Annotated in this window: 24 protein-coding genes; 5 read left to right on the top strand and 19 right to left on the bottom strand. The window is 45.6% G+C overall.

Translation table 11 applies throughout. The features are described from left to right. Positions 1–102: 102 nt before the first annotated feature. On the bottom strand, positions 103–261 hold the full coding sequence (gene rd, locus ACGHCT_RS08170; RefSeq protein WP_072848195.1) for a rubredoxin: 159 nt from the start codon (positions 259–261) through the stop codon (positions 103–105). Positions 262–407: 146 nt separating this feature from the next. Here rd and ACGHCT_RS08165 point away from each other — a divergent pair, with 146 nt between their 5' ends. After that, the gene (locus tag ACGHCT_RS08165; RefSeq protein ID WP_154256353.1) at positions 408–1,070 is read left to right on the top strand and encodes a Crp/Fnr family transcriptional regulator; all 663 of its coding nucleotides are present in this window, start codon (positions 408–410) and stop codon (positions 1,068–1,070) included. On the opposite strand, the gene feoB is transcribed toward ACGHCT_RS08165, so the two are convergent. Next, entirely contained in the window at positions 1,039–3,159 is a 2,121-nt protein-coding gene (gene feoB, locus ACGHCT_RS08160) for a ferrous iron transport protein B (RefSeq protein ID WP_072848199.1), read from the bottom strand. The two genes, ACGHCT_RS08165 and feoB, sit on opposite strands and share 32 nt — an antisense overlap. Continuing rightward, positions 3,149–3,391, bottom strand: a complete 243-nt coding sequence (locus ACGHCT_RS08155) for a FeoA family protein (RefSeq protein ID WP_072848201.1) — start codon at positions 3,389–3,391, stop codon at positions 3,149–3,151. Before ACGHCT_RS08155 ends, feoB begins: the two co-directional genes overlap by 11 nt. 98 nt (positions 3,392–3,489) lie before the next feature. On the opposite strand from ACGHCT_RS08155, the gene ACGHCT_RS08150 reads away from it, so the two are divergent. After that, entirely contained in the window at positions 3,490–3,918 is a 429-nt protein-coding gene (locus ACGHCT_RS08150; protein WP_072848204.1) for a metal-dependent transcriptional regulator, read from the top strand. A gap of 52 nt (positions 3,919–3,970) precedes the next feature. Here ACGHCT_RS08150 and ACGHCT_RS08145 read toward each other — a convergent pair whose 3' ends face one another. After that, positions 3,971–4,228: an HPr family phosphocarrier protein gene (locus ACGHCT_RS08145; RefSeq protein WP_072848205.1), complete on the bottom strand. Its 258-nt coding sequence runs from the start codon at positions 4,226–4,228 to the stop codon at positions 3,971–3,973. Between the two features lie 223 nt (positions 4,229–4,451). Between ACGHCT_RS08145 and ACGHCT_RS08140 the strand changes: the two genes are divergently transcribed. Next, a complete protein-coding gene (locus ACGHCT_RS08140) occupies positions 4,452–5,387 on the top strand; it encodes a LysR family transcriptional regulator (protein WP_072848206.1) in 936 nt (311 codons plus the stop codon). On the opposite strand, the gene ACGHCT_RS08135 is transcribed toward ACGHCT_RS08140, so the two are convergent. From ACGHCT_RS08135 to ACGHCT_RS08100, 8 genes are all read right to left on the bottom strand, one after another. Then, positions 5,388–6,794, bottom strand: coding sequence for a sodium:solute symporter (locus ACGHCT_RS08135; RefSeq protein ID WP_072848207.1), 1,407 nt, complete (start codon positions 6,792–6,794; stop codon positions 5,388–5,390). A gap of 57 nt (positions 6,795–6,851) precedes the next feature. After that, positions 6,852–8,084, bottom strand: a complete 1,233-nt coding sequence (locus tag ACGHCT_RS08130) for a nitrate/nitrite transporter (protein ID WP_072848208.1) — start codon at positions 8,082–8,084, stop codon at positions 6,852–6,854. Between the two features lie 25 nt (positions 8,085–8,109). Continuing rightward, complete coding sequence (locus ACGHCT_RS08125; RefSeq protein ID WP_390439389.1) at positions 8,110–10,197, bottom strand: acetate--CoA ligase family protein; 2,088 nt, start codon at positions 10,195–10,197, stop codon at positions 8,110–8,112. A 4-nt stretch (positions 10,198–10,201) separates the two neighbouring features. Next, a complete protein-coding gene (locus tag ACGHCT_RS08120; RefSeq protein ID WP_072848210.1) occupies positions 10,202–10,741 on the bottom strand; it encodes a 2-oxoacid:acceptor oxidoreductase family protein in 540 nt (179 codons plus the stop codon). Further along, the gene (locus ACGHCT_RS08115; protein WP_072848211.1) at positions 10,741–11,484 is read right to left on the bottom strand and encodes a thiamine pyrophosphate-dependent enzyme; all 744 of its coding nucleotides are present in this window, start codon (positions 11,482–11,484) and stop codon (positions 10,741–10,743) included. Before ACGHCT_RS08115 ends, ACGHCT_RS08120 begins: the two co-directional genes overlap by 1 nt. Beyond that, the gene (gene vorB / locus ACGHCT_RS08110; RefSeq protein WP_199884580.1) at positions 11,485–12,555 is read right to left on the bottom strand and encodes a 3-methyl-2-oxobutanoate dehydrogenase subunit VorB; all 1,071 of its coding nucleotides are present in this window, start codon (positions 12,553–12,555) and stop codon (positions 11,485–11,487) included. Next, a complete protein-coding gene (locus ACGHCT_RS08105) occupies positions 12,552–12,764 on the bottom strand; it encodes a 4Fe-4S binding protein (RefSeq protein WP_072848213.1) in 213 nt (70 codons plus the stop codon). The genes vorB and ACGHCT_RS08105 overlap by 4 nt, the downstream gene beginning before the upstream one ends. A gap of 76 nt (positions 12,765–12,840) precedes the next feature. After that, a complete protein-coding gene (locus ACGHCT_RS08100) occupies positions 12,841–13,983 on the bottom strand; it encodes a Glu/Leu/Phe/Val dehydrogenase dimerization domain-containing protein (protein WP_072848214.1) in 1,143 nt (380 codons plus the stop codon). 240 nt (positions 13,984–14,223) lie between these two features. On the opposite strand from ACGHCT_RS08100, the gene ACGHCT_RS08095 reads away from it, so the two are divergent. Beyond that, positions 14,224–15,477, top strand: a complete 1,254-nt coding sequence (locus ACGHCT_RS08095; protein ID WP_072848215.1) for a DUF6076 domain-containing protein — start codon at positions 14,224–14,226, stop codon at positions 15,475–15,477. A gap of 1 nt (position 15,478) precedes the next feature. Here the strand turns inward: ACGHCT_RS08095 and ACGHCT_RS08090 are convergent, their stop codons facing one another. Next, the gene (locus ACGHCT_RS08090; protein WP_390439385.1) at positions 15,479–16,132 is read right to left on the bottom strand and encodes a pentapeptide repeat-containing protein; all 654 of its coding nucleotides are present in this window, start codon (positions 16,130–16,132) and stop codon (positions 15,479–15,481) included. Positions 16,133–16,202: 70 nt separating this feature from the next. Here ACGHCT_RS08090 and ACGHCT_RS08085 point away from each other — a divergent pair, with 70 nt between their 5' ends. Next, positions 16,203–17,405, top strand: a complete 1,203-nt coding sequence (locus ACGHCT_RS08085; RefSeq protein ID WP_390439383.1) for a LysM peptidoglycan-binding domain-containing protein — start codon at positions 16,203–16,205, stop codon at positions 17,403–17,405. Positions 17,406–17,451: 46 nt separating this feature from the next. Here the strand turns inward: ACGHCT_RS08085 and ACGHCT_RS08080 are convergent, their stop codons facing one another. From ACGHCT_RS08080 to ACGHCT_RS08055, 6 genes are all read right to left on the bottom strand, one after another. Continuing rightward, positions 17,452–18,072 carry a uracil-DNA glycosylase family protein gene (locus ACGHCT_RS08080; RefSeq protein WP_226902863.1) on the bottom strand — a complete coding sequence of 207 codons (621 nt, stop codon included), beginning with the start codon at positions 18,070–18,072 and terminating at the stop codon, positions 17,452–17,454. A 151-nt stretch (positions 18,073–18,223) separates the two neighbouring features. Further along, on the bottom strand, positions 18,224–20,059 hold the full coding sequence (locus ACGHCT_RS08075; RefSeq protein WP_390439380.1) for an ABC transporter ATP-binding protein: 1,836 nt from the start codon (positions 20,057–20,059) through the stop codon (positions 18,224–18,226). After that, a complete protein-coding gene (locus ACGHCT_RS08070; protein ID WP_390439378.1) occupies positions 20,052–22,217 on the bottom strand; it encodes an ABC transporter ATP-binding protein in 2,166 nt (721 codons plus the stop codon). Before ACGHCT_RS08070 ends, ACGHCT_RS08075 begins: the two co-directional genes overlap by 8 nt. 4 nt (positions 22,218–22,221) lie before the next feature. Further along, positions 22,222–22,704, bottom strand: a complete 483-nt coding sequence (locus ACGHCT_RS08065) for a MarR family winged helix-turn-helix transcriptional regulator (RefSeq protein ID WP_072848221.1) — start codon at positions 22,702–22,704, stop codon at positions 22,222–22,224. A gap of 173 nt (positions 22,705–22,877) precedes the next feature. Then, complete coding sequence (locus ACGHCT_RS08060; protein WP_072848223.1) at positions 22,878–24,257, bottom strand: MATE family efflux transporter; 1,380 nt, start codon at positions 24,255–24,257, stop codon at positions 22,878–22,880. 142 nt (positions 24,258–24,399) lie between these two features. Continuing rightward, positions 24,400–25,356 carry a D-2-hydroxyacid dehydrogenase gene (locus ACGHCT_RS08055; RefSeq protein WP_072848225.1) on the bottom strand — a complete coding sequence of 319 codons (957 nt, stop codon included), beginning with the start codon at positions 25,354–25,356 and terminating at the stop codon, positions 24,400–24,402. Positions 25,357–25,425 lie beyond the last annotated feature (69 nt).

Below are 25,425 nucleotides of genomic sequence, written 5' to 3'. Positions count from 1 at the left end.
TTAAACAATTCTACCCCATATTATACACTATTTCTGCCGTTTCATAAAGTCCGGAATAAAAAATGTGCCCGGAGACATACGCCCCGGACACACGGTTGTCTGCTATGCTTCTATAAATACATCTTTTCCCAATCCGCACACCGGACAAATCCAATCCTCCGGCAGATCTTCAAAAGGGGTTCCCGGCTCAATTCCGCCGTCCGGATCTCCTACCTCCGGATCATATTCATAGCCGCAGGGTTCACAAATATATTTTTTCATATGTCTTAACCTCCTAAGAATCTTGTAATATTTTTCGTATTTTTTACTGCTTTTATACTATAGCAAATATTTTCTTGAATTTCTGTTGCATTTGCAACATACATCCTCTATAATAATAAAAACTTTATAAACTAGGAGGTTCCTTCATGAATACCACAGCAACAGCACTTTTTCAAAACATATCCGATCCGGACTGCAAAAAAATGTTCGCCTGTATGAAGTCCTATACGGCCGCCTTTCACTCAGGGGACATAATTTACACCTATGGAGGGAGCCGGCAGTCTGTGGGAATCATTCTTCAGGGAAAAGTCTCTGTGGTCCGCTATGAATACAGCGGAAGCCGGACAATTCTGGAAGAATTGGCTCCCGGAGATATCTTCGGGGAAGCTCTTGCTTTTTATCTCCCGGAATATGCCTGCATTACTGCTCTCTGTCAGAAAGACTGCCGGATTCTCTTTCTTGATTATGACCACCTGATTCAAAACTGTGCAAAAGTATGCCCCTGCCATACACAACTGATACGGAATATGCTCCGCCTGTTATCGGAAAAATCACGTCTCCTCAGTGAACGGATCGAAGTTCTGAGCCAGCGTTCTATCCGGGGAAAGCTTCTGTGCTTTTTCCGCCAGCAGTCCGCCAAATACCAGAGCACTGCTTTTACCCTCCCCTTTTCCATGATAGACTTTGCAGATTTTTTGTCTGTAAACCGAAGTGCCATGGTAAGAGAAATCAAAAAAATGAAAGAGGAAGGCATACTAGAGATAGAAAAGCGTCGGATTACACTCCTGTCAGACCCGCAAACTGCGTAAACAAAAAGCACACCAGGATCCCTGCCGCCGCAGGTATCAGGATAGCAGCCCCGGTCCACCGCAGACTTTTTGTTTCTTTATATATTGTCATGCAGGTAGTAGAACAGGGCCAGTGGAGCAGAGAAAAAAGCATGGTACTGACAGCGGTTATCCAGGTCCATCCATGCTCTGTCAGCAGACTTTTCAGAACGGTCAGATCTTCCATATCAACGAGGGTCCCCTGTGCCAGATAGGTCATTATAATAATAGGCATTACAATTTCATTAGCCGGAAGCCCCAGAATAAATGCCATCAGGATTACCCCGTCCATCCCCAGCATCTTCCCAAAGGGATCCAGAAAATCCGTACAGTAGTACAACAGAGACTGTCCGGACACCTCTGCATTCGCCAATACCCAAATCAGAACTCCTGCGGGTGCAGCAAAAAGGACTGCCCTCCCCAGCACAAACAGCGTTTTATCAAATATAGAACGGACGATAACCTTTCCAATCTGTGGTCTCCGGTAAGGAGGCAGCTCCAGCGCAAAAGAAGACGGAATTCCTTTTAATATGGTTTTTGATAAGAGTCTGGAAACCAGCAGCGTCATAAAGATCCCCAGCAGAATCATCCCGGCAAGCAGACATGCGGACAGAAAAGAGCTTCCAATCCCGTAGCTTCCCCCCACAAAAAACATGGAGATAATAGCAATCATCACAGGCAGTCTTCCGTTACACGGTACGAAATTATTTGTCAAAATCGCGATCAGACGTTCCCTGGGCGAATCGATAATTCTGCACCCCACGACTCCTGCGGCATTGCACCCAAAACCCATACACATTGTCAGGGCCTGCTTTCCGCACGCACAGCATTTCTTAAAGCACCGATCCAGATTAAAGGCGACCCGGGGAAGATATCCAAAATCCTCCATCAGTGTAAAAAGCGGAAAGAAAATTGCCATGGGGGGCAGCATCACTGATATGACCCAGGTAACTACCTGGTACACTCCCTGCACAAGTATACCCGACAGAAGCGAAGGCGCACCGGCATGCTCAAGCAGATGCAAAAGCTTCTCTCCTGCTTCCGTAAACCCTGTGCTGAGAAGACGGGAGGGATAATTAGCGCCGGAAATGGTAAGCCAGAAAATCCCCAAAAGTACCAAAAACATAATTGGAAATCCGGTTGCCTTGCTGGTAAATAGCCAATCCAGCTTCCGGTCTCTCCCTGCATACGAGGAACCGCTGTACCGGACCGTTTTTCCTGCAATCTCTTCTGCCTTCCGTACAAACACTGCCGCCATATCATCCTGCAGCTGTTTTACAGTAATCCCCTGTTCTTCCAGTTCTCCCAGGCATTCTTCCCGGGCTCGGGAGAATACTTCTTCCTCCTCCCCGGAGAGGCAGAAATACTTCTTCACAGAATCCATTAAACTTTCGTCCCCATCCAGCAGTCTGGCACAAAGCCACCTTCTCTTTCGCTTCAGGGAGCAGATATCCACACCGTTTTCTTTGTCCGAACCTGTTATCAACCCACATGCCGCCGTTTCCAGCTTTTCCACGCACTTTTCCACATACTCCGGGTATCTCAGGACTGTCCGCTCCTGTTCCTCTTCTGTCAGCATTTTGCCAAGCAGTTCAACCATATGCGAAAGGCCTTTGTTGGATCTGGCTGTTACCGGTACGACCGGAACCTCCAAAAGCTCCTCCAAAAGGGAAAAGTTAATGGTGATCCCCTTTTTCCCGGCCTCATCCATTAGATTGACACAGACCATCACTCTGGGACATATCTCGGTAATCTGCAGAACCAGGTTCAGGTTTCGCTCCAGGCAGGTAGCATCGCACACTACCACAACTCCATCCGGCTCCTCAAAACAGATAAAGTCCCTGGCAACCTCCTCTTCCTGGGAATGGGCCATAAGAGAATAACAACCTGGAATATCCACAAGCAGCCCTTCTCCCCCGTTCAACGAAAATGTTCCTCTTGCATTCACCACTGTTTTTCCAGGCCAGTTTCCTGTGTGCTGTTTTAATCCGGTAAGCTGGTTAAACACGGTACTTTTCCCTACATTCGGATTTCCCGCAAGCCCAATCTTCCATCTGTTCTCAGCACTCATAGCTTCTTACCAGTACACAGTTGGAATCTTCTTTTCTAAGGGCAATCACTGCACCTCTCACCAGATAAGCGGCCGGATCCCCCAGAGGACTGATTCCCACACACTCCACACAGGTTCCCTGAATCAGCCCCATATCCTGAAGCCTCCTGCGTAATCTGTCCTCTGAGTGCATCTCACAGACAATACCTGTCTCTCCACGTTCCATCCTATCTAATGGCTTTAACCCTGTCATACATTCGTCCCCTTTCACATACATTTAGTATTATGCAACAATGTTTCCATATCCTAATATATGTTTCTACCTACATTTTTGTTACAGGGAGGCACATCATGGACAAGTCAAATGATTTCTTTACGCTGAAAGGGTATGCACGTATGGAAAAAAGCCAGATTACTTCGGCAATGGAGGATTATCTGGAAATGATTTACCGTATGCATCAGGAAAAAAGGGACTTAAGGATCACAGCCCTGGCTGAGGCCCTGAATGTCAAGCCTTCCTCTGCCTCCAGAATGGTAACGAATCTGGCACGCCAGGAGCTTGTGAGCTTTGAGAAGTACGGCATCATATCCCTGACAGAAAAAGGCGCCAGTCTTGGCGGGTATCTTCTCTTCCGCCATGAGATTCTTCACCGCTTCTTCTGCTATCTTAACCATTCCTCCTGCGAATTGGAGCAGGTTGAAAAGGTAGAACACTTTATTGACAGTCAAACCATATGGAATATGAAGCTTTTTTTGGAAAAACACCAAAATGAGCATTAAAAAGAGGCCATCTTCTCCCGGGAAAATGGCCCGCATGCTTTGCAGCGCTGAATTAGAAGGTCTGCTCTACAAATTTCTTCACCTTCTCCAGTTCAGCCTCATCACAGTCGTCTTCCAGTGTTATGGTTATCACATCACCCTTTTTCACATTTAATGTCATCAGAGCCACCAATTGGTCGGCGCTTACTGTATTCCCATCCTTTGTAATGGTGACAGCCGTATCCATTCCTTTTACTAATTCAACCAAAAGACCTACCGGCCTTGCATGGAATCCCAATTCATCACTGATTTTATATTGAAATTCTGTCATGTTCCTTCTCCTCTCCAATCGTTCCTATGGATAGTAATTGCTTCCTTTGTTCCCCAAACTGACTTCTCCCAAGTAACCTATATTATACCATTACATAGGATTCATTGACAATCATCTTTTTCAATACAATTTTTGTTGCACCTTTTTAACTTCTCTTTTATACTGGAGACAGAATATTATATCTGCTGTACTATTATAAATTAAAAGTTATATGAGGGTTGCTATGTTCAAAGGAATGGAATACGTATACGAAGTTTATAAGGAAAAAAGCTTTTCCAAGGCAGCTGCCAATCTGTACATCTCCCAGCCATCTCTGAGTGCAACAATTAAAAAAATAGAGGAGCGCGTGGGCACCCCCCTATTTGACCGAAGCACCAATCCTATTCAGCTTACAGACTGCGGGAAAGAATATGTAAAATGCATGGAGAAGATCTTGGATATAGAAAACGGTTTTGAAAACTACCTGAATCATATGAATGAATTGAAAACCGGCAGACTTTCCATCGGAGGCAGTAATTTTTTCACCTCTTTTGTGCTCCCTCCCATAGTCTCCAGATACATGCAGAAGTATCCTTTCATTCAAATCAGTCTCATTGAGGCCAACACCTCCCAGTTAGAACAGCAGCTGATATCTGGGGCACTGGATCTTGTCATTGACAATTATGCTTTTCATGAATCCATCTACACCCGTCACTTCCTGTGCAGAGAACAGCTTCTTCTGGCGGTCCCCAGACATTTTGCATCCAACAAATCTTTCATAAACTGCAGGCTCTCCAAAGAAGACATTGTGTCCGAAAAACACCATCTGGAGTCAACCCCCTGCGTCCCCCTGGAAGCATTCCGGGAGGACCCCTTCATCCTTCTGCGCTCAGGCAACGATACCCGGGAACGGGCCGATAAAATCTGCAGCAGCCACGGCTTCCGTCCAAGAGTAATACTAAAGCTGGACCAGCAGCTGTCGGCATACAATGTTGCCTGTTATGGAATGGGGATAGCCTTCGTAAGCGATACCCTGATCCGGCACAGCAGGCCCGACGAGAATATTATATTTTATAAGCTACAGGATCCTGAGACTGTGAGGAATGTTTACTTTTATCATAAGCAGAGCCGGTATGTAACCAGGGCAATGGAGGAGTTTTTAAAGGTCGCATGTCTTTAGCTATTCCAGGAATATTGTCTCCCGCCGATCCACTGCGGATCCAACAATCAGCAATGCCAGCGACATAAGGCTCCCCACAATTACTTCCGGAACCCCGAAGGGATTACCCAGTACAGATTTCCACAGTACCGACGATAAAAATCCGCCGATCATCCCCATGGTAATTCCAAGCTTCTTTGCCCGTTTGGACAAGAGTGCTGCCATGGCAGGGATTGCTATGGCTGAGGCGAAGTAAGACATTGATAAAACCAGTGACTCCAGAATATTCTCCATTCTCAAAGCAAATACCAGGGCAAGAAGTCCTATTACAACCACCGAATATCTGGACAGCTTCAGCTGGGTCTCCTGTTTTACTCCCGGATGGATTGCCAGAAGCAAGTCGGTGCACAGCGTCTGGGAAGCCAGAAGCAGATAACTGTCAATGGTAGACATTACAATGGCAATCAGGGATGTAATCACCAAAGCGTACAGAATAGGCGGAAAAGATTCTTTTACCATCAGGGGAATCAGCATTTCATGGGAGATTCCTTTTGGAAAGGACGGATAGAGAATCAATGCACACACACCTATAATGGTCACAGCAAAGCTGTAGAACAGGATGATTACATTACCTCCAATCGCTCCCTTGCTGGCCACCTTAGAAGATGAGGAAGCAAAGGAACGCTGCCAATAGGGAGGTCCAGCCAAAAAATATAGCAAATATACAACCGTATAGGATGCAATGGATTTGTCAAATTTCAATTCGAAATAATGTTCCGGAAGGCTGGCCGCCAGATTGGTCAGCCCTCCTACTTTACTCAATGCTGCTGCCGGCAGAATTACCCCGATGACTACGATGAGCAGTATTCCCTGAAGGGTATCTGTATAGGCAACCCCGTAAAATCCGGACAGGGTAGTGTAGGCGATAACAATTACAGTGGTGACGATAAGAGCTGTCTGATAGGATATCTCCCAGTCATCTGCCATAACCATCTGAAGGATTTTTGAAGAGGCAACCATCTGGGTTCCTGCGGTCCCGATAACCGTCCAGCCAATAATGGCTGAGGCTATCAGGGCTGGCAGGCGGCCAAATCTTTTGGTAATCAGATCCGGTATGGACAGAATATGATACTTCTGCCCTATTTTCTGAATGCGCCCGGCAAACAGACAGAATACCGCAAAAGCAATTACCGTCGCAAATGTAGGCAGAATCGCAGAGATTCCAATCTCATATGCCAGACCTGATTTTCCCAGGGTAGAAGACGCACCAATCCAGGTAGCCGCAAAGGTCAGCATAATCACAGGCCATGGAAGATTCCTCTGTCCAAGATAGTAACCCTCCAGATTTTTTGATTTTTTCTGCAGTACAATACTGATGGCAGCAGTGGCTGCAAAATAGATTATTAATACCGTAAGTACAAGAACCATAAATTGTATCACCTGACCTTTTGTAAGAATATTTCGTTTGCGTATTTCAGTACGGATTTATGCTTTTATGTTCTTCTTTCCCATCCGGTTTATAATAAGTGCAAATACAATACCCAACACAGCGAAGAGGATAATCGCTCCGAATACGAACTTAAATCCTGCAGCTCCCGGATTGCTGTCAATCAGTTTGCCGAGTATCAGATTCATATATGCGTCCGGCAGGAAACCGATGGCACAGATAATACCCGTTGCAGTTCCGGTAAATTCTTTTGGAACCCCGGCCTCCCCCATAGTTGCAAAGTAAATTCCACGGATTGCATACATAACCGTTGCAAATGCGATCACTGTCACAATGGCAGGTATCAGCATACTTGATTTTCCCGGAATAACCAGGAGGAGTGCTGCAAAAACAATCTCTACTACAAATAATCCCATAACCATTTTAGAATAAGAGCTGGTTTTGTCTGCGATTTTACCCATAATAGGCGCGCTGAATATACCAATTCCGTAGCTTCGGATGGTAGCCACGATCCCGGCTGTAACGGTGGTCATTCCGAATATAGTTGTCAGGTATGTAGTTGTATATTCTGATGCAACCTGGGCGCTGTAAGCACACATTACAAGGAGAGCCACAATCCAGATCCCCGGGATCTTTAACACTTTGACATAGTCGGCAAAGGTTGCAGATGTGCGTGCTTCTTCTTTGCTCTTTTTTGGAAGAAGGAGCCACATAGCGATGGTCAGTAAAGTGTAAACAATACCGTAGAACAGCAAAACGTAACGAAGAGGCTGAGCCGTTGTGACAAAGTGATTAAACACTGCCAGAGCTGCAAAATTAATCAGAACGCCTGCCGCGGCGCGGATTCCCTCACTATAGCCAAAGATAGAACCCTGCTCATTGTCATCCGCAAGAATACGGATGGCCTTTACTGCTGATACCCAAAATACTACATTCGAAAATGCAAGTAAAAACTGGATTGCCATAAGTCCTGTCAGAGATGGAATCGTCGCATACCAGAAGGTCAGCGCCGCCAGCATCAGGTTGGATCCAACCAGCATCTTGCGGTTGTCAAAACGATCTGCAAGAATACCTCCGGGGATATAGATAATCATTTTCGTAATTGAGTAAACACTCATGATAGTTCCTACTTGTGTGTTGGTCAGCTTAAATTCTTCCACCAACGCATCGTAAAACACGGTTTTCAAATATGGGACACGGTAAATCAGACCCGCTGATATAGTAACCACAAAAAATGCAATCCATTTGTGTTGCTTATTCGTATTTCCCATCTACATACCTCCTTGGGTTCTTGTACTATTGCTCTTTAATAACCAAAGCATCCGCAAGTGCAACCCCTTCTCCTTCGGGGTACACAAACAGTGGGTTGATATCCAGTTCCTTTAAGGATTCCTTCTGGGCAACCGCATATTCGGAAATCTTAACAATAAATTTTGCCAGAGCATCCACATCACATTTTTTACTGCCCCGGTATCCGTTCAACAGCTTATAGCCTTTCAGAGATTCTATCATGCTTCTGGCTTCCTGTTCATTCAGAGGCGCAGGATAAAGACTTACATCTTTAAAAACCTCCACAAAGACGCCCCCGAGCCCGCACAGAATCATTGGTCCGAACTGGGGATCCGCATTTACCCCGATGATCATCTCCACTCCCTGGGGAAGCATGGACTGAACCAATACACCGTCGATTCTGGCGTCCGGACATTTCTCCTTTACACTTTCCATAATCTCCTGGTAAGCAGTCTCCAGCTCCCCGGCATTTTGGATATTCAGCTTCACTCCCCCCACATCACTTTTATGCAGAATATCCGGAGATGCAATTTTAGCCACAGCCGGATAAGAAATGCCTGGGGCAAAGTCTCTTAGTTCCTCCTTTGAGCTTACAATAGCTTCCGGAGGGACAGGTACCCCTGCCGCTGCCAGTTCGCATTTGCTGTCATGTTCGCTTAACGCTGTCCTGACTTTTTCTTTCTTCTGATTCTCCAGTATTGCCAAATCTAAAATATGTTCTTCCGGTTTATATTTCACAAAATCCATGAGATATTTCAGAAGCTTGAAGCCGCAGCCTGTGGCTGGCAGGATAGGAACTCCTGCTGCTTCCAGCTTTTCACGTACCATCTTATCCCTGGATGAGTTAAAGAAACTCATAACCGCAACAGGTTTCTTCTTTTTGCCGGCTGCAATCACCATGCCGTCTGACATGGGCTGAATCACGTCTTTCGGACCGTGCTCCGGGAGAATCGTCTGGCCGCACAATACCATCCCTATCGAGGGATCTTCCATAATGGCCTGAATGACTGCCGCATACTTTTCTCCGTCATGGGCCAGGGTGGCAGACATGTCCAGAGGGTTGGCCGGTGTGGCATAATCCGGCAGAAGCTCTCTTAGCTTCTCCATTGTCTCAGGAGCAAATTCAGGATATTCCAGCCCCAGCAGAGTTCCTGTATCTGCGCACACTCCAGTCTCTCCCCCTGAAAGACACATGGCCGAAAGTCCTGTATTCTCCGGAATCATAGGCAGTACACTGAGCATATGGCACATCTGTACCAATTCCTCAATATCATCCACACGAATTACACCGAATTTTTTAACAATTGCATCAAACGCTTTGTCTGACCCTGCGAGACTGCCTGTATGAGAAGCCGCCAGAGCACTCCCCTTTGAGGTTTTTCCTACCTTCAGGATAACCACCGGCTTTCTGGCCAGAGCTGCCTGCTTCAGAACCTCTTTGAATTTTACAGGATCTTTAATTCCTTCCATATAAAGGCCGATCACTTTGGTATCTTCATCTTTTATGAGGAACTCCAGATAATCCTCAATGCGGATACAAGTGCTGTTCCCGCTGGAGATAAGATAGGAAAAATTCATATAGGTAATCTGCATCATATTCAGGCAGATTTTTCCCGACTGGGATATAATGGCCACATTTCCCTTTCTCGCCTCACCAGGCACCAGCATTCCAAAGGCAAAGATTTCGTCCAGATTGTTGATGAATCCGGCACAGTTTACCCCCATAACCGCCATATCGAGTTTTCTGCAGAGCTCCCGAAGCTGGCCTTCGCTTTCCTTGTCACCGGTTTCTCCATACCCGCTGGCGTAGACAACCGCCGCCTTACATCCGTATTCAGCTGCCTCCTCAAGGGCTGACGGCACTACTTTTTTATTCACAATGAGCACGCACATGTCTATTTTTTCAGGGATTTCCCCTATACTTTTATAACATTCTTTTCCCAGAACTTCCTCTCTTTTGGGATGAACGAAATAAACATGCTCTTTTATCTTTGTTTTCAGCAGATTGCTGCAGGTGGACAGCCCAAATCCGGGCTTGTCCGTTGCTCCAATCACAGCAATACTTCTAGGGCGCAGTAATTTTGTCAGTTCCATAGGCTCACTCCTTTGCTACATAGTCATAACCTGCCTGAAATGCCGCAAGATTACTCTCATGGAACTGTGGCTTCTTCGCAAAGTAATGTTTGATTCCTTCTTCATAGCATTCTTTGCCAAAAAGGTCTGTACATGCCGCCAGAGCCCCGATAATGCAGATATTCGTTCCTCTGGAATAAGAAATCTTTTCACATACCTCCGTAGCCGGAATTTCCACTACCCTGATGTCTCCTTTTCTAGGTACATCCTTTACAATAGAAGAATTAACCAGGATAATCCCGTCGTCTTTCATCTGAGGCAGAAACTTGTCTATAGAAGGCTGATTCATGGCAACTAAAATATCTATCTTCTTGACAAAAGGACTGCCGATCAGCTCATCACTGATTTTAACGGTACAATTGGCTGTTCCCCCGCGCATCTCCGCACCGTAAGAAGGAATCCAGGTGACCTCTTTATCCTGCATCGCCCCGATATGAGCGATAATCAGACCTGTTGTCAGAATACCCTGACCTCCGAAACCTGCAAATACAAATTGTTTCTCCATTACTGGTCACCTCCCTTTGCAAACTCACCCAGAGGATAATACTGGATAACTTCTTCCCCGATTCTTCTCATAGATTCCTCCGGTGTCATATGCCAGTTTGTGGGACATGGGGAAAGTATCTCAACACAGGAGTAGCCTTCGCCTGCCATCTGAGCGGCAAACGCCTTTTTAATATAAGATTTTGCCTTCATAATATGCGGGGCATCATGAATAGATCCTCTAGCCATATAAGCAGGTTCAAAGCTTTTCAGCACTTCCATAAGATTCAGAGGCATGCCGGATACTTCAGGGTCTCTTCCTTTCACAGAGGTAGTTGTTTTCTGTCCTACAAGAGTGGTAGGGGACATCTGCCCTCCTGTCATTCCGTAAACGCCGTTATTTACAATAATCTGGGTGATTTTCTCTTTTCTCTGCGCGGTATAGATCGTCTCTGCGATACCGATAGAGGCAGCATCCCCGTCCCCCTGGTAGGTAAGAACCAGCTTTTCAGGTCTGCAGCGCTTAATGGCGGCGGCTGCCGCGGAGGCCCTGCCGTGAGGAGACTGCAGCAGGTCAATGGCAAGTGTCCGGTTTGTCAGACAGCTGCACCCAACTGCCAATACGCCAATGGTATCCCTGTCTATATCCATTTCATCAATCACTTCCGCAATGAGCCGCAATACAAGTCCGTGGCCGCATCCCGGGCAGAAGCTGTTTGCCGCATAAATACTTCTTGGTATTTCTCTCTCTTTTACTGCTGCCATTTAGAATGCCTCCTTTCTTGTTCCGGCACGGATTTCGTCTACAATCCGGAGAATCTCTTCCTGATCAGCGATGACCCTGCCGGAGGGATAAGCGTATACCGGTGTCCCCTGTGCATAAAGAGCTACATCTTCCACCATCTGTCCGCATGCATTCATCTCAACGGCCAGATAAGCTTTTACGGTTTTGTTTGTCTTGTGAAGCGCTTTCTTCGGGAACGGCCAAAGAGTGATGGGACGGATCATTCCCAGCTTCACCCCATTTGCCCTGGCTGCCTTTACAGCGCCCCGGCATACTCTGGATGTGATACCATAGGCTACAAGAATAATCTCCGCATCCTCGGTCTCCACTTCCTCCCACATTTGTTCATTCTCCTCCATGACAGAATAACGGTCGCGGATATGGGGATCATACTCTGTATATTTAAAGTCATAGTAAATCCGGTCAGTCATCTTTCTTCCGTTGGGATACGTATCATCTTTTCCCTTCAGCGTCCACTCAAATTTATTGGGATCGTGCTCTTTTCCCTCAGGGAGCTTTACGGATTCTGCCATCTGTCCGATGGCGCCGTCGCTGAGTATGATAACAGGTGTTCTGTATTCCTCTGCCTTGTCAAAAGCAAGAATGGTGTAATCCACGTTTTCCTGTACGGAAGAAGGTGCATAAACTAAGGTCTTATAACCGCCGTGTCCTCCGCCTTTAACTGCCTGGAAATAATCCCCCTGTCCCAGAGTAATATTTCCCAGACCGATGCCGTAGCGCATAACATCTACAATGACTGCAGGCAGCTCCATAGAAGATATGTAGGAGATTCCCTCCTGCTTCAGGCTGAATCCCGGTCCCGAAGAACTTGTCATAGCCCGGAATCCCGTTGCCGCTGCCCCCAGCACCATATTAATGCCTGCCAGCTCTGATTCCGTCTGCACAAACTGCCCTCCCACTTCCGGCAGCCTGGTTGAGAGATATTCCAGAATCTCTGTCTGAGGTGTGATGGGATAGCCGGCAAAGAACCGGCAGCCTGCTAAAATAGCAGCCTCAGCCAAAGCATTATTCCCCTTCATTAATGTTCTCATGCCGGTTGCACCTCCTCATTTTTGATTGTTATTACATAATCAGGACATACCGTATAGCAGATTCCGCATCCGATACATTTATCCTGGTCTACTTCCACCACTGCGTACCCCTTGCCGTTGATTTCCGAAGACACGGACAGCGCCCCCTGTTTGCACGCCCGGATACAATAACCGCAGGATTTGCAGTTTTCCTTTTTTATGACAACCATAATTACCTTCTCCTTTCCTGCAGCCCGCCTGTCCGCCTTGCGGGGACAGACCGGCTGCTGTTTGCCTGCCGGTTAACTAGCACTCCGGCTCGTCCTGGGTGTCTGGTTCGAATATTTCCAGAGCAATATCTCTTTGATATCTGCCTGTGGCTTTTGAAATCTCGAAGATTTTAGCAACATTTCTTCTGCAGAGTGCATCAATATCATGAATTACATTTTCTGCGGTAGGTTCGATCACTCCAAAGGTGATGGTGTAGAAGAAACGTACAGCACCCAGATTTGCAATGAAGTCAGGTACAATCTGAATTCCTCTTTCATGAAGGCCCGGATCTGCGGAAGCGGCTACCGGAATATTTGCGCCTTCACAGATAAGCTTTGCCTTTACTTTATCTACATTGCTGCCGTTGATGACATCTTCCAGAGCTACTGGAACCAAGATATCACAGGGCACATCCATCCATGCGGAGTTCGGCATTACCTCCCAGGAAGGATCGAATTTGGACTGGTCCATCTCGCCTCTCGGCAGAACGTTTGCTATAAGACTTTCTACGTCCAAACCATCCTTGCAGTATACAAAGCAGTTTGCATCTGCAATACCCACGATCTTATAACCCAGCTTATGAAGCCTGTGGGTACAGCTGAGACCTACACATCCAAATCCCTGGATTACAACGGAAGCTCCGGGTTCTCCGCCCATCTGTTTCCATGCCTCATCTCCTGAAACAGCAACACCGTATCCGGTGGTCAGGTCATTGAGCAGGAATCCGTCGTAGTGGCTCTGCAGGAGTTTTCTTACATTTTCCTGGCCTTTGGCTATGATAGGATTATTTCTCATAGACTTTGTCATGGGACGTCCCATTCCCAGCTCATCGAAGATCCGGTATACGTCCTCATACTTCGTCCCCAGGTCAGAACCCATTGCCAGTCCTGCATCGATGTATGGCCTCATGGCAATGATAAATCTTTTTAACACATCAACAGCATCCGGTGCTTTGTAGTCATATACGATTCCGGCCTTTGCACCGCCCTGCCAGGTATTCTCGCAGGCTTTCCTTTTGTAGGCCATTGCCTCTGCCAGACGAATTACCTCTTCTCTCGTCACTGTGGGATGCATTCTGATTCCGCCTCCGGAATACCCTTTTGCCAGATTAAACACACATAACCAACCCTTAGCGTCTGTTTTTGTATCGTTCCACTCAATTAAAATATAAGGTCTCATACCCAATCCTCCTATTGTTTTTTCTCCTGTTCTATTGCATGTATTGGCCAATTCTATTGCAAAAGAAGCAATTTCAGGCTATAATATTAGAAAATAGCATAAATGGAAAAACTTTTTTCTAACATCTATCCCCATGTGAGACATTATATCAATTTTTACTCATTTTTCAACATTTTCGCTCTTACTTTTGTGGATAGTATCTAAAATAAAAACGCACTGTCTATGAGGAGGAAGTTAAAAATGTTTAATGAACCCGTGATTTTTGGCCGTTTTCTGGTGAACTCAACCCAAGGCCGGGAATACTTTGAGATTTACAAAAAAATTTCTCCCGACAGCAATCAGTACAAGTGTATTGAACGCACTCATACTGCCCTGGGACAACATTTTCTGGATTTTTTAGAATACAGCGATGAGGCACTGCCCCCCATTGTATCCCACTACAATAAAGTCTTCAAATATCTGGATAAAGATTACCTGGACCAGAAAAAAATACATACTACAATGGGATTTATTCACGATATTTATAATAGTTTATCCGCGGTTCATCCCTTTTGGAAATCCACTTTTTATCTAAATCCGGTACTATCAAACTACAAATGGTATGAGTTCTATTACTTCAGGGAGTATATGAATTACGACGCTTCAGATATGACAGAGGCGGACAGGGACAGCAAAATGCAGCATTACTGGGATCAGGTACGAAGAAGCATTATGCATGAGCTGAAGGAACTGGAAGAGTTTCTGAACTTCATCTCCTCTATGCGAAATGCCGTTACCTTCTGCCTGGATTACTCCAGCTTTCCGGAATTTTCTAAACTGCACACACAGCAGAGAGCATACCTGTACCAGTCACATTTTGATTCAAATTTTATGCGGAATCAGACAATCCAGAGCATCTTTAACCTGAGCGACCGGGCCAGCGCCATGGATCCGGACCGTCTGATCTCCTTCTCTGACAACAACGAAGTTATGGTAAGCAGTATCATATCCAACGCAAATTATTACGAGCTGATCAAAAAATCGAAGACAGCACTGGATTTCTCAGCATTAGCTGCTTCCGTAGAAAAAACATCCATTGAAACCACTACGAATCTGGATATTACAACCCTGGAGGACATCAGCACCATCTGTCTCTATACTTTTTCTCTTTTGGTTTCCAATAATGTTCACGTAAGGCCCTGCAAAAACTGCGGGAGGCTCTTCTCCCCGTATAACCGAAAGGATGAACTCTATTGTTCCAGGATACAGGCGAATTCTAAAACCTGCCGGGAGGATTACTACGACAAACAGATACATACCGATGAATTGATTCGCTATTATCGCACTGCATACAAAAGGGAAAATGCGAGAAAACAGAGAAATATTGTGAACAAACCATCCTCTGAAAAGGAGTTTATTCAGTGGACAAAAAAGGCAAAAAAAGCATTGGAAAAAGCAAAAAAAGGTGATATTTCTTTCGAAGAATTCAAGAAAATATTAGATCGGGAGGGGTGATTCATTTGATAATCACCCCTAATAACTTAGCTAATTCTACTGCCTGATATGGGTTTATAATGACTCCTTTTAGTTCAGAAAGCTCCTCCGATACAGTGATTCTGTCTATAGTACATTCAGTAAAATCAATGCCCCTCAATGGAGTTTTGAAGAAGGATGCCAGGGTAAAATCTGTACGAAGAACCTGAATATCCTTCATTTTACAGGCGGTAATATTCCCATGTTCCATACTCGTTTCACAGATAGAAACATGATCAAATCTGCAGGAATCCAGGTTAGAAAGTTTAAAATTTCCATCCGTAATTTCTGTATGTTTCAGCACAGAATGATGTAAATTTACCCCCATCCATTTCCCTCCTATTATCCTGCATCGATGAAAATATGCATCGGTAAAATTGCTGTTTGAGAAATCACAATTCAGAAAAATAACGTCTAAAAAACTGGTCCTTTCAAACAAACAATTCATGAAATGACAGTTTTTAAACACAACTTTTGCAAATGAAATTCTGCTGAAATCTTCTTCTTCCTCCCAGACATCTGCGATACTTTTTTCAAGAATATCTGTCTCTTCCTCCTTTGCCCGCATCATCTGGTTTTTAAAATCTGTTCCCAGAGACTCCAGCATTTCAGGTAAACAGGGTGGATTAAGCCTCATCTTTTCTCTCCTTTCCGCGCACACCTCCTTTTTTATGCCATATGCTAGTAAAAAAGGAGTATTCTATGCTATGTTAAAAAAATTTATTACTGTTTTTTTCTGCTTTTTACTGCTGCTGCCCTGCTGTTCTCTTGTATCCGTCGCTGCGCTCCCTCCCTCATCGGATACCCACGAGGGCATTGATGTAAGTATGTATCAGGGCGATATTGATTTTGAACAAGTGGCTGACTCCGGCATTGAAGGCGTATATATTCGCTCCAGCCTGGGCAGTTCCTATATAGATCCATACTTCGAGCAAAATTATTCCAACGCAAAAGCTGCAGGCTTGTCCGTTGGTTTTTATCACTATGTCACTGCCCGCACAGTCTCTCAGGCTGCCTACCAGGCTCATTTTTTTGTAAATACTATACAGGGCAAGGACTTTGACTATCGGCTGGCCATGGATTTTGAAGATCTGCAGGGGCTTTCTGTCTCTGAAATCAATGATATCGCCTTAACCTTTATTCAGACTCTGGAGGAGATCGGCGGCAGGGAGGCTGTTGTATACAGCAATGCCTACGACGCCACAGATATATTTCAGGGGGAAATCACTTCCTATCCCCTCTGGGTGGCAGAATACGGGGTCAGCACCCCAAGAGATTCCGTAAACTGGGATTCCTGGGCCGGATGGCAGTATACCTCCCGTGGACAGATTTCTGGTATACAGGGATATGTAGACAGAGACTTGTATACGGAAGAGATGTACTTAAGCAGCTCCGGACAGGTAACTCCCCACCCGGCAATGCCTCCCTCCAAAACCACCAATGCCATCTATACGGTAAAGCCAGGCAATACTCTATGGGGGATTGCAAGACTTTATCATACCACAATCTCATCCATTGTGGAAGAAAACCAAATCAGCAATCCTAACCTCATCTTCCCCGGAGAGGTTCTTCGAATACCGGTGGAGGATCGTTCTTCCACAGAATCTGCGAGCATCAGATACACGGTGCGAAGGGGTGATACTCTCTGGGGAATCGCACAGAGATACCGCACTACCGTCTCACAGATTGCAGCGCTGAACCACATTGCCAATCCCAATCTCATCTATCCGGGGCAGCAGCTGGAAATCCCTGAGCGGAATTATTCGGCTGCCGTCTATACGGTGCAAAGAGGAGATACTCTATGGGGCATTGCGCAGAGATACGGAACCACAGTTTCATACCTGGCAGACCTGAATGGAATTAGTAATCCTAATCTCATTTATCCGGGCCAGGTGCTCCGAGTTCCTTAACAGTCAGAGCAACCCGACGGTCACAACCGGAATTCCCTGAGGGGCTTTACGCCTCCGGGGATGCCGGTTTTTTCCTGCAGATACGCCTCACAGCCTCTCCAACCTCACAAACCCTCTTCTCCATAAATTCAGGATGTTTTAGAAACCATCTCCTGTTGGCTGGAGATGGATGGGGCAGTACAAAGGTCTGTCTGCCGTTTATCTCCAGATCCCGGAAAACCAGTTCAGAAAAATTTTCTTTCGGAAAAAAATAAGCTGCCGCACATCCGCCAATCAAAATGTACAGTTCATTATTGACCAGTTCCATCTCTTTTCCAAGCCAGAGATCCGCACATTTCCTGGGCGGTTTTCTGTCACTTCCCCCAGGTGTCTTTCCCGGATAGCAGCGGCCGATTGACGCGATATAAAAATTATAGGGATCATAAAACATCTCATCAGAAATCTGATACCACTCCCGTCGGAGCTTCACTCCGCTGGCATCGTTAAAGGGTCTTTGGGTCTGATGAACCTTCAGGGAAGGGGCCTGGCTGATTTGCATAATCCTTGCGTCAATGTTTCCCCAGATAACAGGGCTGGGGTCCAGACGATCCCGGCAGGCCTTACAAGCCTTTACACTTTCCAGTAACTCTTCATATGCTTCCCTTCTGGAAATCATATTATTATCCATAACTAATCCTCTCTCAATCTTATAATGAAAGCAGTGCGCTAACGTTAGTATCTCATAGTTGTGCGGGAAAAAGGGACAGGTCCATTTTAAAATGGGACAGGCCGATCTTAAATTGGGACGTGTTCTTCCTAGAAAGAACACGTCCCCAATTCTATACCGCCTCCGCCTTTTCAAACTGGCTGTTGTAGAGATTTTCATAAAATCCGCCCTTCGCCAGCAATTCCTCATGTGTTCCCTGTTCGATGATATCTCCGTCCCTCATGACCAGAATCAAATCTGCGTCACGGATGGTCGAGAGCCTGTGGGCGATTATAAAGCTGGTTCTTCCCCGCATGAGATTATCCATGGCCTTTTGAATTCTCACCTCTGTGCGGGTATCTACAGATGATGTGGCCTCGTCTAGGATCAATATCTTATTGTCCGCAAGGATTGTTCTCGCGATGGTCAACAGCTGCTTCTGCCCCTGAGAAATATTACTGGTTTCCTCATCCAGAATGGTCTGATAGCCATCTGGCTGGGCCATGATAAATCTGTGTGCATGTGCCGCTTTTGCAGCTTCTATTACTTCTTCATCGGTAGCATCCAGGCGTCCGTATCGGATGTTCTCCAGTATGGTTCCGTTGAAAAGCCAAGTATCCTGAAGAACCATGCCAAAAAGCTCTCTCAGCTCACTTCTGTTGAAGTCCTTGATGTTGTGGCCGTCAACCTTAATCTCACCCGTATTCACGTCATAAAAACGCATAAGAAGTTTTACCATAGTGGTTTTTCCGGCCCCGGTAGGACCCACAATTGCCACCTTCTGGCCTGATTTTATATCTGCAGAGAAGTCGTGTATAATGATTTGCTCCGGATGATAGCCGAAGGATACGTGATCAAATTCAACATTTCCCTCAACATCTGCAATATCTGCAGGCTGATCTACTGTCTGGTCTTCCTCCTCTTCCTCCAGAAATTCGAAGACACGTTCCGACGCCGCTGCAGATGACTGAAGCATATTGGTTACCTGTGCAATCTGCTGTACAGGCTGCGTAAAGTTTCTGATATACTGGAAGAATGCCTGCACATCTCCTACTTCAATACTTCCCTTGATGGTAAGAAAACCTCCCAAAAGGGCGACCATAACATACCCCAGATTACCAACAAACTGCATAATAGGCATCATCATTCCGGAGAAAAACTGGGATTTCCACGCTGAGTCATACAGTTTATCATTTGTCTTTTCAAATTCATCTACCACAGCATCTTCTTTGTTAAATACCTTCACCACATTTTGGCCGCTGTAGATCTCCTCTACCTGACCGTTTACTTCTCCCAGATATCTCTGCTGCGCCTGGAAATATTTTTGTGAATGCTTCATCACTTTTCCTATAATCATCATAGACACCGGCAGAATCAGCAGGGCTGCACAAGTCATCCAGATATTAATGCTAAGCATCATAATCAGCGCGCCCAGCAGAGTAGTCACTGAAGTAATAAGCTGGGTAATACTCTGGTTGAGGCTCATCTGCAGTGTATCTACATCATTAGTTACCCTGGATAGAATCTCTCCGTGGGTACGGCTTTCAAAGTATTTCATAGGGATCCGGTTAATCTTCTGAGAGATCTCTTTTCGAAGGCAGTACGTGACATCGTTGGATATCCCTGACATGACATAGCCCTGTACAAAAGAGAAGACAGAACTCACCGCATACAGACAGAGTACTGTGGCCAGTATGGTTCCTATTTTGCTGAAATCAATGGATCCGGTCCCGTTGATTTTTCCCATCAGGCCGTTCATCAGTTCCGTTGTGGCTTTACCCAGAATCTTAGGTCCCACTATATTAAAAATAGTTCCGCCCACCGCAAATACCAGCATAATAAAGATACGGATTTTATAGCGCTTCATATAATTCATCAGTTTCTTCATGGTGCCTTTAAAGTCCTTTGCCTTTTCTCCCGGCACCATTTTGCCGTGTCCCCCCATGGGGCCTCTTCTTGGATTACTCATTGGCTAATTCCTCCTCTGACAGCTGAGACATGGCGATTTGCTTATATACGTCACAGGTTTTTAATAACTCTTTATGGGTACCCTGACCTGCAATACATCCATCGTCCAGTACGATAATATTGTCTGCATGCAGAATGGTACTGATTCTCTGTGCTACAATCAGTGTTGTAGCGTCCTTTGTTTCTTTTTTCAGTGCTTTTCGAAGAACAACATCCGTCTTGTAGTCCAGCGCTGAAAAACTGTCGTCGAAGATATAAATCTCCGGCTCTTTTGCAATAGCTCTGGCTATGGAAAGACGCTGCTTCTGCCCGCCTGATACATTGGTTCCCCCCTGAGCAATAGGAGAATCCAGCTTTTCCTCCTTCTCACTGATAAAGTCCCAGGCCTGTGCAATCTCTGCAGCCCTCTGTACTTCGGCCTCCGTAGCCTCTTCTCTTCCATATCTGATATTAGAATCTATGGTTCCTGAGAAGAGCACTCCCTTCTGTGGAACGTATCCCAGCTTCCCTCTCAGCTCCTTAAGGGACAGTCTGCGGACATCCACGCCGTCCACGGTTATACTTCCCTCTGTCACATCGAAAAAGCGGGGGATAAGATTCACCAGAGTACTTTTGCCGCTGCCGGTGCTGCCGATAAAGGCAACCGTCTGCCCCTTTTTAGCGGTAAAGGAAATATCGTTCAGAACTTTTTCTTCTGCCCCCGGATACTCAAAGGATACATGGTCAAATACCACTTCACCCTTTCTGTCCTCCAAAGTATGTTCCGGCTGCATGGGATCCTTGATTGACACCTCTGTTCCCAGAACTTCATTGATACGCTTTGCCGCAACATTGGCACGGGGTATCATAATAGACATCATGGTAATCATTAAAAATGCCATAATAATCTGCATGGCATACTGCATAAATGCCATAATATTTCCCACCTGCATAGTGCCTGCATCCACTGCATGAGCCCCGTTATATACGATTAGGACCGTAACACCATTCATAATCAGCATCATAATGGGCATCATAAATGTCATACACCGGTTGACAAAAAGATTCGTTCTGGTCAGCTCCAGATTTGCCTTTTCAAAACGTTCTTCCTCGTGCTTTTCTGTACTGAATGCACGAATGACAGGAATCCCCGTCAAAATCTCTCTGGTTACCAGATTCAGCCTGTCAATTAAAGTCTGCAGTTTGGTAAATCTGGGCATTGCAATCTTAAACAGCAGTCCCACAACGATCACAATTAAAACCACAGCAATCCCCAGAATCCAAGTCATATCTGCATCGGACTGCAGGACCTTCAGCACGCCTCCCATACCCAAAATAGGAGCATAGAGCACAATTCGGAACAGCATAGTCATAACCATCTGAATCTGCTGTATGTCATTGGTGCTTCGGGTAATCAAAGATGCCGTAGAGAACTGGTTCATCTCCCTTCCCGAGAAAGAGATAACCTTTCTGTAAACATGATTTCTCAGATTCCTGCCCAGCCCTGCGGCTACCCGGCAGGATAAAAAGGTGACGCAGATAGCAGCAGCCATCCCCAGAAGCGCCAGACCCAGCATCTTCAGGCCTGACATAAGTACATACCGGATCTGCATCTGACCCACATCTTTGCCCATGGCATCATACTCATCCTGCACAAATACAACAGCAGTCTGGGTAACAATCGATTCCGGCATTTTTTCAAACTTATCCGCCATAGCTCCCATCATCTGTTTCAGCTGCTCTTTTGGCATCTGGGACAAAGCCTGAAAGATATCTGCCTCCTCCCCCAGCCCCATCTGAGACTTTACAGCCTTTACCTCATCCGTGTCTCCGGAGAATCCTGTGACAGCAAGCATGGGAACACCGAATATGTTATTTAGCTTCTCTCTCTTCTCTTCGCTGATATTTTTCAAACGGAAAATACCGTCTTTTAGCTCATAAGACTCAGCAACTGTCTTCTGATCTGTATCATCCATAAATAAATATAATTTATCCATGGTTTCTTCCCTGATTTCTTCCGGAACTGCATCTTCCACACCTTTTTGCTGAATCCCAATATTTACAATCTTAGAAGTATAATCCGGCAGGGATAAATCGCATACCGCCTGAAGGAAAAGCAGGGCAACAATCAAGATAATATAATGCCACTTATCCTTCAGGTATCGAAACATCTTCAACATATCTTTATTCCTTTCCGCACATAAAATCTGTTTTTATGGTGTCATCTACAGGTAGTCTTTCCAGATTCTCTTCTATCTGCTTAAAAAAACGGGCGAACAGACACTTCTCACTCTCTGTAAACCCCTGAAAAAGAATTTTTTCATTGTTTTGTATCTGTTTCATTGCTGTCCTGTAGATATGGTATCCTTTTTCTGTCAGGCTTACTCTTGTAACTCTCTGATCCCTGGCGTCAGGCTTTCGCTCAATCAGACCTGACTTCTCCAGACGCTTAATGGAAACTGCCACAGTCGGAGGCTTTATATGAAGAGATTGTGAGATCTCCTTCTGGCTTAGCTCTCCTTTATATCCCAATAACTTAATAATAGGGATTTGTCCGGGATGTATTCCGATCCCATCCATCTGCTGATAGATTTTTGTAAAATAGAGATGTGAGATCCTTAAAAGCATCCTCTGCAGGTTATTATCCAGAGTATCCTGTTCCTCCATTTTTCCACCTCCTTATCATATGCACATCCTTTATATTTGTTAGCCGACTAACATATAATAGACCTATTTTTACCGATATGCAACAGAAAAATCTTTTATTTACACTTTTTTTATAAAAAAGCATGTTTTATTAATTAGACAACTAAATAAAAGCATGCCCGGAACCATATTATTTATGGTTCCGCACATGCCTTTGAGAGCGACGGCCAGACCGTGCACAACATAGTTACAAAACAGGCAGTTCCTCCCAAAAAATTTGAGACAGGCTCTGCCAGAAAAACACCCATGGCCCCCAGATTTCCCACATATGGGAGGAGAATCGTCAGAGGGATTACGATTACTGCCTTTCGCAAAAGCGAAAAGAAAATTGCCTGCTTTGCTTTTCCCAGCCCAGTAAAGACTGACTGCCCGGAAAATTGGAGAGACATAAAACAAAAGCCAAAAAAGTATACCTGCATAGCCGGGATTCCCAGTGAAAACATAGCCTCGCTCCCGTTAAAAAGGCGGATGAATCCCCCCGGAAGCAGAAGCGTAATCCCCCACATTACGGTAGTATAAACAATACAGGTGACAGACATAAACTTGATTCCTGATTTCACTCTCTGATACTTTCCCGCTCCGAAATTATAACCCAGTACGGGCTGCGCCCCCTGGGTAAAGCCCATCACAGGCACTGTCAGTATCTCCCGCACAGAATTGATAATTGTCATAACTCCTACATAGACATCTCCGCCGTGAGCCTGGAGGGTGATATTGCACACCACCTGAACCGCACAGTTTGTAAAGGACATACAGAAGCCGGACAGACCGAGACCCACAATCTCCTTTACCATGGTGAGGCGCAGCCGGAGATTTGGAATCCGGAGCTTTAAAAGCGTCTTCTTTCCAGTGAGAAATCTCAGCACCCAGGCTGCCGATACAAACTGTGACAGCACTGTGGCAATGGCAGCACCCTCCACCCCAAGGTGAAAGACGAAGATAAACAAAGGATCCAAAATGATATTCAGCACCGCCCCTACCAGAACTGTCCCCATTCCAATCTCCGCAAATCCCTGGGAATTAATGAATCCATTCATCCCCAGGCTTATCATAACAAATACACTGCCCAGCAGATAGATTTTGGTATACGCATCCGCATATGGGAATGTGATGTCACTGGCCCCAAACGCATACAACACCGGTTTTTTCACGAGAAGGCATATTACTGTAAGGAGAATTCCGGTGATTACCAGAAGCGAGAACGTATTTCCAATGATCTCCTCTGCCTTCCCCTCCTCTTTATGTCCCCTGGCAATGGAGCAAAGCGGCGCTCCCCCGCTTCCATAGAGATTTGCAAAAGCTGTGACTCCTGTGATGATAGGAAATGCCACCCCCACTCCTGTAAGAGCCAGGGGGCCCGCCTGAGGAATCCTGCCTATGTACATTCGGTCAATTACATTATAGAGCATGTTAATAAACTGCGCCAGCGTCATAGGAATAGCCAGCCTGAGTATATTGCCCGCCACACTTCCCCGGGTAAAATCATGCTCCTCTGTTTTAAATAATCCTTTCATAGTTCAACCTTCCAGCAAGTATTCTATATACTATTATACTCTTTTATGGAAAATTTACAATTTGCTCTTATGCAGACCTATAAAAAGACGTCCCTGAAACAGGATTTCTGTTTCCGGACGCCTCTCTTTTCATTTATTTTATTTATGGATTGACAACGTTTACACTTTCTCCAGCTAAAAATGCTTTCAGATTTTCCACAGCTATATCCATCAGCCGCTGTCTGCTCTCTTTGGGAGCCCAGGATATATGAGGGGTGATAATACAATTTTTCGCCTTCAGCAGGGGGTTATCCCCTTGAATCGGTTCCGCAGACACCACGTCAAGCCCTGCCGCATATACTTTGCCTGAATTCAGCGCATCTGCAAGATCCTCTTCCACAATCAGAGGCCCCCTGGAATTATTAAGAATAATCACGCCGTCCTTCATCTTAGCAATATTTTCTTTATTGATCATTCCCTCAGTTGACGGGAACAGCGGACAGTGGAGTGCAATCACATCTGATTCCTCAAAAAGCTGCTCTCTGGGCACATATTCCGCAAGCTCTTTTCCGCTGGCATTGGGATATTCATCGTTGGCAATGACCCGCATCCCCAAGGCTTTGGCAATACGTCCGGTAGCCTGTCCGATACGCCCGAATCCAATGATCCCCATGGTCTTGTCTGCCAGTTCAATCAGAGGGTAATCCCAGAAACACCAGTCCGGATTGCTTTCCCAACGGCCTTCATGGACTGCATCACTGTGATGTGCCACATGATGGCAGATCTCCAGAAGCATAGCAATTGCGAACTGCCCTACGGCAGCGGTCCCGTAAGTAGGAATATTGCACACAGGGATCCCTCTTTTTCTGCAGGCATCCACATCCACTACGTTATATCCTGTAGCCAGCACTCCGATATAGCGGATATGTCCGCACTGATTTAAGGTTTCCTCTGTAATGGGAACCTTATTCAGAATTACAATCTCTGCATCCCCGATGCGGCTTACAATCTCTTCCGGAGCAGTGCGGTCATATACCGTAACCTCCCCCAGTGCTTCAAACCCTTCCCAGCTCAAATCCCCTGGATTCTCTGTGTAACCATCTAATATAACAATTTTCATATCTTTCCCTCATTTCTCGGAGAAACAGTCAAAACTTTTTGCCGGTGCTTCCCCGCGTTAAGTTATCCA

It is taken from the genome of Lactonifactor longoviformis, assembly GCF_042848515.1.
Taxonomy (GTDB): Bacteria; Bacillota; Clostridia; order Lachnospirales; family Lachnospiraceae; genus Lactonifactor; species Lactonifactor longoviformis.
Note: the sequence above shows the minus strand (reverse complement) of the source record. Positions and strands in the feature narration are given on the sequence as shown.